Source organism: Oscillibacter sp. CU971, assembly GCF_905219725.1.
Lineage (GTDB): Bacteria > Bacillota > Clostridia > Oscillospirales > Oscillospiraceae > Oscillibacter.
This window is the reverse complement of sequence record NZ_CAJMXG010000331.1, coordinates 1-2,619: the sequence shown is the minus strand read 5'-3', so window position 1 is coordinate 2,619 and position 2,619 is coordinate 1. Positions and strand designations below refer to the sequence as shown.

The window sequence follows — 2,619 nt, the reverse complement described above, 5'->3', positions numbered from 1 at the left end:
TATAATATCCATGAGGCCGTTGAATTGGATGTCCATGCTGGCATGATTGATAAATTCCTCATTCACAGGAAAAAGAATCGAGAAATTGTAGTATGTCTTGGAGTTGAGAGCATAGAAATTGGAATGGTACGCATTTTGCTTTAGCACGCCCTGAACCTTTAGCGTTAAAGGCCGCCCAAGAGCAGATTCTTCCATTTCTATTGTTGCTCCAACGGGGTATGTTTTGCTTAACCCCATTCCTATTGAGTCTGTTAAAGTCGAAATGCTGGAAGNTGGCGAAATGCCGTCTGGCACATGGTCTACGATGGTTGCGGGTTTAGGATCGCCCATCGCAATGAAGGATCTTAACTTTGGCCCGCTGGCTGTCAGTGCGGTTGAAGGCATGATTTCCATCGCCAAGTCCCTGCAAAAGCGCGAGGTGTCCTGCATTTACTCCGGCGAACAAGGCGGCTTTAACACAATGGTTCCCATCTATACTGCGGCCAAATTGGGCCTTCCGATCTTGGACCTGGACGCCAATGGCCGGGCGGTACCGGAACTCAATACGGGGCTGAATCCCGTTTATGACATTCCGCTTCCTCCCCTGATTTTGTCAAATCAGACCGGCGATATTACAGTTGGCCTTCCCAAAAATGCCCAAGATAATGCCGCCTGTGAAACACTTGCCAGAACGGTGTCTACCGCTTATGGAGGTGTCGGATTCTCCGCCTGGTTGATGAATCAGAGTATGCACAGAACGGTTTCTGTCCTTGGTCAACTCAGCCTGTCTATTGAAGTTGGGAGGATTTTCCTCAAAAAGCCGGTAGATTCAAGGGATTTGATTGACCGCTTACGGAGCGTGGGTGTTGCACCGAAAGTGTTCACTGAGGGCGAAATTACAAACATAGATGTTAAGGTGGAAGATGGCTTCGACTACGGAAAAACGGAGATTACGGAAATTGGCGGCAAACACGTATTCCAGGTTGATTTCAAAAATGAAAACATGATCATTTGGGGGCCCCAGAAAGAAGCGTTGCTGGTTGTGCCGGAGTTGATTATTTTAGTGAACTTAGAAACGATGGAACCTCTCTCCAATGCCGATACGGCGGTTGGCCAGCGCGTTTTGTTGTTAGGAGTCCCCGCACCCCGGCAGTGGTGGGATAAACCTGCCGGCTACGATTGCTGGGCCAACATTCTTAAGCAGATTGGCTATTGTGAGATTGGTCCCGCTGTTAGGATTTAATATCTACATACAGAGTATCCATCTTTTATAAGGAGGGGAAAATTTAGTTATGGCAAAAAAAGCAATCGAGACTTCTGGGTTGAGCGAGGTCAAGCAGGAGGACAAGAAGCGCTGGTGGGAGATTGCGTTCATCTGGGCGGGCTCCGTCTGCTGCGTTCCGGCTCTGATGGTGGGCGGAATCATCACCACCGGGCTCACCTTTTCCCAGGCGTTCCTGGCGATGATGATTGCCTACGGCATCTGCGTGGTCATGATGATTCTGATGAGCGTCCAATCCACCGATCTGGGCGTCCCGACGGTGGTGGCCGTCTCCGGCGCGTTTGGCAAAAAGGGAAGCAGTTATGTCATTTCCGCGATTATATCGTTTTGCTTTATCTGCTGGTTCGGGTTCCAGGCGGCGCTCTGCGGAGAGGCGTTTGCGGGTATTCTCAATACATTCGGCATTCCGCTTCCCGGGCTTCTGTCCACGATTTTGTGGGGGGCGGTTATGTGCATCACCGCCGTGGTAGGCATTAACCTGATCAAGTGGCTGAACGTCATCTCCATTCCCGCCCTGATTGTAATTTTGGCCTATGCCATGATCGTGGTATTCCGCGACCCAGCGTCTGCCCAAGCGATTCGCGATTATGTTCCTCCGACAAGCATGTCCATGGTGGCGGCTGTGGGTTCCGTACTGGGCGGATTCTCCGCCGGAAGCGTTCTCTCTGGCGATACGACCCGGTACTGCAAAAGCCGCAAAGACGTGGTGATCTCCAGCATTGTCGGCGTGATTCCCATGGGCGTGGGAACGCTCCTGGCCGGCGGCATCCTGGCGATCCACTCGGGAGCGCTGGGCATGGATACCAGCAGCATCGTCTCCATGCTTACCAGCATTGGAAGTCCCATTCTGGGCATGCTGGTCCTGGTATTGGCGACCTGGACCACCAATGTCTCCAACGCTTACTCCGCCGGGTTCGCCCTGCTCAACCTCACCGGAGCAAAAGATGAGAAGCGCACGACTATGACCCTGGTTGCCGGCATCGTGGGCACTCTTCTCGCGGTTTTCGGAATTGCGAACTACCTGAACGGTTTCCTGAACATCCTCTCGGTTACCATTCCCCCCGTGGCTGGCGTGGCGGTTATGGACTATTATGTCAAGCACAAGGCCAATCCGGCCAGCTGGAAGCCGGTGGAGGGAGTTAATCTGGCTGGGTTAATCTCCTGGTTGGCCGGGGCGGTTTTCGCACTGGCTCTGCCGAACCTGCTAATCCCGGCCCTCAACTCTGTGGTGATCGCGTGTGTAGGGTATTTAGTGCTGTATCCCGTTTTCTACAAAAAAGAAGCGGATTGAAAAGCGCACCTTTCCACAGACAGTGGAAATTAAGAAGCTGTACCAATAGAGGGAAAAGTAGTATAAT

General features: G+C 52.1%; 2 protein-coding genes and 1 pseudogene. 2 read left to right on the top strand and 1 reads right to left on the bottom strand.

All coding sequences use genetic code 11. The features are described 5' to 3' along the window. A pseudogene (locus tag JX325_RS18255) lies at positions 1–330 on the bottom strand (hypothetical protein); the annotation flags it as partial. On the opposite strand from JX325_RS18255, the gene JX325_RS14895 reads away from it, so the two are divergent. Together JX325_RS14895 and JX325_RS14890 are read left to right on the top strand one after the other, a co-directional pair. Beyond that, entirely contained in the window at positions 263–1,222 is a 960-nt protein-coding gene (locus JX325_RS14895) for a DUF917 domain-containing protein (RefSeq protein ID WP_307819284.1), read from the top strand. The pseudogene JX325_RS18255 and the gene JX325_RS14895 overlap by 68 nt on opposite strands. 49 nt (positions 1,223–1,271) lie before the next feature. After that, positions 1,272–2,552 carry a cytosine permease gene (locus tag JX325_RS14890; RefSeq protein ID WP_204791858.1) on the top strand — a complete coding sequence of 427 codons (1,281 nt, stop codon included), beginning with the start codon at positions 1,272–1,274 and terminating at the stop codon, positions 2,550–2,552. Positions 2,553–2,619 lie beyond the last annotated feature (67 nt).